This is a genomic window from Streptomyces sp. NRRL WC-3549 (assembly GCF_000721935.1).
In the GTDB taxonomy this organism is placed as follows: domain Bacteria; phylum Actinomycetota; class Actinomycetes; order Streptomycetales; family Streptomycetaceae; genus Streptomyces.
This window is the reverse complement of the sequence record NZ_KL585414.1, coordinates 117,026-122,961: the sequence shown is the minus strand read 5'-3', so window position 1 is coordinate 122,961 and position 5,936 is coordinate 117,026. Positions and strand designations below refer to the sequence as shown.

Sequence of the window (5,936 nt, the reverse complement as noted above, 5' to 3'; positions counted from 1 at the left end):
GGGAGCCGTAGGCCGGGTAGTAGCGGAAGCTGTCGGCGTCGGCGACCGAGGTGGTCAGCGTTTCGCCCAGCGGGTCGGTCTGCATCATCTGGAGACGGACCCGGCGCACGGGCAGGTCGGGTCCGGCCAGCTCGCGGACCAGGCCGCCGAGCCAGGCGCCGGTGCACAGGACGACGACGTCGCCGGCGTGCACGTCACCGTGGTCGTCGCGGACGGCCCTGTCGCCGACGACGTCGCGGACCTCGCGGCCGGGCAGGAAGGTGTAGCGCGGCGACTTCCGCAGCTCGGCGCGGAGGGCGAGCTGGGCGGTGCGCGGCTCGACGGCGGCGTCGCGCTCGCAGTACAGGGCGGCGTCGAACTCTCCGCGCAGGGCGGGGTTGAGAGCTCGGGCCTCCTGCGGCGTCAGCAGCTTGTGGCCGCGGGCGGCGGCGTCCGGGCGGGCGACGGCCGCCTCGGCGACGGCGCGTTCCAGGTCGCCGCGCAGGGGGGTCAGGGAGCCGGTCGGACGGAAGCCCAGCGCCGGTACCCGGCCACCGATCTCCTCCCACAGTTCCCTGGCCCGGAGCGCGGTCTCCAACTCCTCGCCGCCCGCGCGGCCACTCACCCATATCTGGCCGAAGTTGCGCAGCGAGGCGCCGCGGGCCTCGGTCTCGCGCTCGATCTGTACGACCTCGTGGCCGCGTTCCATTGCGTGCCAGGCGTGCATGGTCCCCACCACGCCGGCTCCGACGACTATTACTTTCACGACCGCCACGCTCCTCGGCGCAGGAGAACCGGAGGGATCCGGTCGACGACGAGAGCGTGAACTGGCCATCACGTTTGGGCTAGACCCGTTATCTTCTCGTGATGAAGCAAGGAGGGTGATAGGGGGTCACACGCTCCCTTCTCACCCCTCCAGGCGGGTCGTGAAGGAGAACCGGTCGCCCCGGTAGAGCGTGCGCACCCGCTCCAGCGGGCGGCCCTCCGTGTCCCGGGAGATCCGGTGGATGAGCAGCATCGGCAGGGCCGGCGGGGTGCCGATGAGCAGGGCCTCGCGAGGGGTGGCGAGGACGGTCTCGATGCGTTCGTCGGCGTCGCCGAAGGCGATGCCCTGCCCGGCGAGATGGGCGTAGAAGGACGAGTCCGGGTCGAAGCCGGTGTCCAGGTCCGGGACCCGGGCCGCGGCGACGTACGTGCTCTCCAGACCGACCCGCTCGTCGTCCGCGAGCAGCACGCGCTCCAAGTGCCACACGGGCTCGCCGCGCGTGAGGCCGGTCTCGGCGGCGAGCGCGTCGGGGCACGGGAAGCGGTCGAGGGTGACGAGCGCACGGCCGGGGGTACGGCCCTGGCGGCGGACGCCCTCGGTGTAGCTGGCCAGGGACAGCGGCTGGGCCAGCTTGGGACCGGCGACCACCGTGCCGCGGCCCCGGCGGCGCAGCTTGCCCTCCAGCACGAGTTCGCGCAGTGCCTGCCTGACCGTCTCGCGGGCGACCTCGTACCGCTCGGAGAGGTCCCGCTCGGTGGGGATGGCGGCGCCCTCCCCGAGTTCGCCGACGAGACGGTCGATGCGCGCCTTGACGGCGTAGTACTTCGGTACGCGGCCGTGCTCGGGGATCCCGGAGCGCACGGGGGCGCCGGGGGCCTGGTCGTTCGGGTAGTCCACGCATGGATCGTCGCAGAAGCGCGCGGGGGAGGGCCGACGGGGGCTCCGGGAGGCGGAGGTGCTCCGGGCCCGCGCCGCCGGGGCGAGGTACCTGGTCAGCGCAGGGACTGTCTCTTATGCGAGGCCCTCCGGGTCCAGTGCCAGCGACAGGGCGGCGGTGGCACCGATGTCCGCCAGGCTGTGCGCGTCCGGGAGGATCTCCACGCCGTGGGCGTCCGGCCGGTGGATCAGCACCGGTACGTACTCACGGGTGTGGAGGGCGTGGCCGATCGTGGGGTCGTTCCCGTGGTCCGCGGTGACGATCAGACGGTCGCCGGGGTCCGCGAGCAGCGCCACCAGCCCGGCGAGGCCCGCGTCCACCTGCTCCAGCAGGTGTCCGTACCGCTCCGGATCCTGCTGGTGCCCTGCCAGGTCCGTCTCCTGGACGTTCGCGACCACGAGAGCATCGCCCTCGGCGCGCACCGCGTCCAGGCTGTGCGACAGGACGTCGGCGGTGGCGACGGCCGGATGACGTGTCGCCACCGCGCACTCCAGGATGTCGGCGGCCTTGCCGACCAGGGTCACCGGCACGCCCGCCCGGGCCGCCAGCTCGGGAAGCTGGCGGGTGTGGTCGAGCGCGGCGCCCAGGTGCTGCACCTGGAGGCCGCCGTTGCGGTAGAAGCCGGTGGCGGGCGTGTCCAGCCCGATGGTCTGCCCGTCGCCGGGGCGGACGAAACCGGCGAGCGGGCCGTCCGCGTGGCCGCCGACGGCGATGACCCGCGCGACCGGAGCGACGGCGCGCACGGTACGGGCGATGGCGAGGATCCCGCCGGGTCCCTCGAAGGGGAGGTCGTCGACGCGGCCGGAGGCGTTCCAGTTGATTCCCGGGTCGGCCTCCAGGTTGTCGTGGACCAGGACCGCCCCGTCGACGACGAGCAGCGGCTGCCCGTCCAGCGGTTCGACCCGGTGGCCGGCGGTCCTCAGCGCGTCGGACACCTCGTCGAGGTGGTCGGCGAGCCTGGCCACCGTCACCCGGCTGAAGTCGGCGCCCATCATGGTCTGGTGGCCCGCGAAGGTGTCCGCGCCCGGGTAGCCGAGCGCGGCCCTCCCCGCGGCCACGGGCAGATGGGTGCGGCGTGCCAGGTCCGGGTGCGGGTGCACCAGCCCGAGCCCCAGCGCCCCGAGCACCGGCAGGCGCAGCGGCCGTCCGAACGCGGTGCGGCAGCGGTCGAGTACGTGCCCGCAGGTGTCGGCGGCGAGGTCGCCGGGGCGCAGGGCGCCCGCGTCGGGCATGGCACCGACGCCGAACCCGTCGATGACGACGATGACGGTCTTGGCCATGAGGTGCTCCTTACAGGGCTCGGCCATGGGCGTCGTACAGCCCGTTCAGCCGGGGGCTGCCGGAGGCCAGTCCGGAGACGACGGCGACGGTCGAGCGGGTGACGAAGATCTGGGTGCGGAAGGCGAGCAGCGCGGTGTCCCCGACACGGACGTCCGCCGCGCGGGTGGGCGTGTCGAGCAGCCGGTAGTAGTCGATGTTCTCCGCGGGCGCGGTCTGCACGCCCAGCCGGATACCGGTGCGGGGCAGGAGGGCGCTGCGGATGTGGGAACGGTTGTAGAAGCCGCCGCCGTATATCGCCGGGCGGCCGTCGTCGAGGACGTGGGCGACTTCGCTGACGTACACGTACGCGGGCTTCTCCGGCTGGCCGGGATCGAGGGCGTGCAGCGGGGTCGTGCCGGTGAGGGCGTGGCCCGGCTCGCCGTGGGTGGCCCCCAGTTCGGCGAGCAGCGGGAGGGAGGCCATCGAGGTGGCGCTGGGGGCGCTGAGCTTGAGGCCGTGGTGCCCGCGTGCCGCCAGCAGTTCGCGGGCCTCGATCGCCAGGCCGAAGTTGGGGGTGGCGGCGGGCACACCCGTCGTGGGATCGCACAGGACGCACGGGAAGGCGGTGACGCCCGCGATCCGGATGCCGTCCAGCGCCTCGGCGTCCTTGGCGAAGGCGTCCAGGCGGTCGAGGGGGACGCCCCCCTCCTGGCCGGGGTAGACGGCACCGTCGACGCCTTCGAGCCGGATCAGGACGTCCTGGACGAAGCCCAGTGCGTGTGCCGCCTCGGAAACGGCGCGGGCGTTGGCCAGGTCGAAGACCGTGACGGTCTCCGGACGCCAGGCCAGCATCTCGGGCAGCGCCCGCCGGGGAATCTGGACGAGGTGGCCGAGGTTGCCGGGCCGCGCCCCGGCGGCGTGCAGGGTGCGGGCCTCCGCCGGGTCGATGGCGGCAGAGCGGGGGATGTGCCGGGCGATGGCCCGGATCAGTTCGGGGTTGCGGCCGAGCTGCTTGACGACGAACCAGAGGCTGACGCCGAGACGTTCGGCCTCCGCCGCCAGCAGCGCGGCGTTGGCCTCGACGGCGTCCAGGTCCACGGCATAGGTGTCGGGCGGGATCTCGCCGTTCCGGTGGAGCGCGGCCGCGGCGTCGACGAGCCCGGGGTTGCGGGTGAGCAGGGTGTCGAGAAACACGGTCAGTCGTCCTCCGGAGCGTCCAGGGCGGCGAGCGAGCGGCGCAGGATGTCGATGACGAGATCCGCACCCGCCCGCATCGGGTTGATGCGTACGGTCCAGTCGGCGAGTTCGGGGGAGTCGTCGAGAGCCGAGCTGGACATCCGGTAGAAGAGCGGGGCGATCTCGTAGCGGGAGTTGGAGCCGACGGGGTAGGGCGCGGCTCCGAAACGGGCGGCGACGGACGGCAGCTTCGCGGCGACGGGCCGGTCGAGGCGTACGAGCAGGCAGCGGTCCTGGGCGTTGGCGAGACGTACCTCGGCCACGCCCCGGACCTCACCGGCTGACAGCCGTTCCGCGACCTCGGCACCCACCCGCGACTGCACGGCCCACATGACGGGAACGTGGGTGAGGGCGCGCAGGGCGTCGAGCGCCTGGTGGCCCTGGACCTGCCCGCCCCCGGAGTAGTTGTCGCGGCGGACGTGCGCGACCAGGTCGCGGGCGCCGACGACGAGGCCGACACCCTCGGGACCGTGCAGCTTGAAGAGCGAGAAGCAGGAGGCGTCGGCTCCCAGTTCCACACCGGCGGCGGGAGTGCGCATGACGGCGTAGTTGTCGTCGACGATCGTGCGGACCCCGGCTGCCCGGCAGGCGGCGATGACCTCGGCCGGATCGTAGGAGTCGGCGAGCCGTTGACGCGTGTGCTGGACGTAGGCCCACCGGAACCGTCCGGACGCCAGGGACTCGTCCAGCGCCTGGGCGTCGTTGAAGTCGGCCTCGACGGTCTGCACGCCGATGCCCCTCAGCGTGACCTCCGTGGTGCGGTAGACCGGGGCGCGGTGGATGAGCAGCGGATCGCCCGCGCGGACGGCCGCGTTGAGCGCGGCCCGGATCGCGCCGGTGCCCGCTCCCTGGACGAAGGCGGCGTCCTGGGCGCCGAAGAAGTCCGCGAGTACGGCTTCGACGCGGGCGGTGGTCCGGGGCCGGCCGAGGCCGGGGACGACTCCGGCGTCGGAGGAGAAGAGCTGGTGCCCCTCGAAGTGGGCCGCGGTCGCCTCCAGCAGCCGGAACTGCGTGGCGACGGCGGCGTCCAGTCCGACGGTCGCCAGCGGAGAGGTCGGGGGAAGTACGGGAAGGTCGGGGCTCATGTCAGTTCTCCTCCACGCCCGCTCCGGTCAGGAAGCGCAGTGGGTTGCGGCGGGTCAGCAGGTCGATCAGGTCGTCGTCGGCGCCGGCTGCCCGGAGCTCGGGCAGGAAGCTCCGGAAGAGGTGCCCGTAGCCCTGGCCGCCCTCGTCCCGGAGGTAGCCGTGGCGCGAGATGTCGCAGCTGAGCAGTGCCCGGTCGGCGTGCCCGGCCTCCACCAGCGCGAGAAGCAGCCGCAGCCGGGTCCGGTCGCTCTGGTAGGACGACTTGCCCACCGTGTCGAACGCGACGTACGCCCCGCTCGCCGCGATCTCCCGGTGGACACCCGGGTCGTCGAGCAGGTCCTGGTGGCCGATGGCGACGCGGTGGGCGGGCAGCCCCTCACCGGTGAGCAGTTCCAGCTGGGCGAGCCCGCCCCGGCCCAGCTGCGCGTGGGTGGCGAGGGAGAGACCGGTGGCCCGCGCGGCCCGTGCGGCGGCCCGGAGCACCTTCGCCTCGGGAGCGGTCGGGACGTCGCCGTGACTGCCGATCTCGCCGAGGACGCCGGGCCGGATCCCGGTCGCGCCGATCCCCTCCTCGATCTCGCGGACGAGGACCGTGGTGAGCTGTTCCACATCGGCGTCGTCGATCTCCGGCGTGTGGAACGGCTCGTAGTACCAGCCGGTCGCCGCGACCCC

The 5,936-nt window shown here is 73.5% G+C and carries 6 protein-coding genes; all 6 read right to left on the bottom strand.

Annotation, left to right across the window (positions count from 1 at the left end; all coding sequences use genetic code 11):
- Window positions 1-706, bottom strand: a 706-nt coding sequence (locus tag IH13_RS0121835) for an FAD-dependent oxidoreductase (RefSeq protein WP_234433361.1), incomplete at its 3' end; no start/stop codon positions are given.
- Window positions 707-886: 180 nt separating this feature from the next.
- The gene (locus tag IH13_RS0121830; RefSeq protein ID WP_031086973.1) at window positions 887-1,642 is read right to left on the bottom strand and encodes a GntR family transcriptional regulator; all 756 of its coding nucleotides are present in this window, start codon (window positions 1,640-1,642) and stop codon (window positions 887-889) included.
- Between the two features lie 114 nt (window positions 1,643-1,756).
- A complete protein-coding gene (locus IH13_RS0121820) occupies window positions 1,757-2,962 on the bottom strand; it encodes a phosphopentomutase (RefSeq protein WP_031086972.1) in 1,206 nt (401 codons plus the stop codon).
- Window positions 2,963-2,972: 10 nt separating this feature from the next.
- Window positions 2,973-4,136 carry an alanine racemase gene (locus IH13_RS0121815; protein WP_031086970.1) on the bottom strand — a complete coding sequence of 388 codons (1,164 nt, stop codon included), beginning with the start codon at window positions 4,134-4,136 and terminating at the stop codon, window positions 2,973-2,975.
- Between the two features lie 2 nt (window positions 4,137-4,138).
- On the bottom strand, window positions 4,139-5,263 hold the full coding sequence (locus IH13_RS0121810; protein WP_031086968.1) for an aminotransferase class V-fold PLP-dependent enzyme: 1,125 nt from the start codon (window positions 5,261-5,263) through the stop codon (window positions 4,139-4,141).
- Window position 5,264: 1 nt separating this feature from the next.
- Window positions 5,265-5,936: phosphotriesterase family protein (locus IH13_RS0121805; protein ID WP_037842036.1), on the bottom strand; the 672-nt coding region annotated here is incomplete at its 5' end.

Bases quoted from the DNA above. Each gene is read 5' to 3' on its own strand.
- IH13_RS0121820 (WP_031086972.1), bottom strand. From the start codon at position 2,962: ATGGCCAAGACCGTCATCGTCGTCATCGACGGGTTCGGCGTCGGTGCC.
- IH13_RS0121810 (WP_031086968.1), bottom strand. From the start codon at position 5,263: ATGAGCCCCGACCTTCCCGTACTTCCCCCGACCTCTCCGCTGGCGACC.